We start from the raw sequence: 428 nt of genomic DNA on the forward strand, positions 1-428 counted from the left end.
GCGCTCTGGGGCAAGCGCAACGGCGTGAGTGTCGACACGATCGTGATGGACCCCGACTCCGCCGATCCGACGTCGGTCGTGCTGCAGGCGGCGTCGAAGAATCCGCAGGCGATCCTGCTCGGGCTGCCGAAAGGGCTGATGGTGCCGATCCTGTCGGCCGCCGAGCAGCAGAACCTCGGCCGGCGGATTCACTTCGTCTCGGCGGCGTCCGGCTACGACCTCGGCGTGCCGAAGGCGATCGGCCCGTACTGGAAGGGCAATTTCGACGTGAACCTCGAGTTCCAGCCGCTCGACGCGCAAACGCCGGACAACCGGAACTGGCTCGCGGTGATGGACAAGTACGGCGACAGGAAGGACCCGCGCGACACGTTCTCGCAGGCGGGCTATCTGGCCGCGCGGCTCGTGACCGACACGCTGCTGAAACTGCC

The 428-nt window shown here is 67.3% G+C and carries 1 protein-coding gene; it reads left to right on the top strand.

Annotated features, from left to right (window positions below):
- The coding region (locus J5M58_RS27295; protein WP_207880613.1) for an ABC transporter substrate-binding protein at nt 1-428 on the top strand (428 nt) is incomplete at both ends.

It is taken from the genome of Pseudomonas sp. 32_A (assembly GCF_017490905.1).
Taxonomy (GTDB): domain Bacteria; phylum Pseudomonadota; class Gammaproteobacteria; order Pseudomonadales; family Pseudomonadaceae; genus Aquipseudomonas; species Aquipseudomonas inefficax.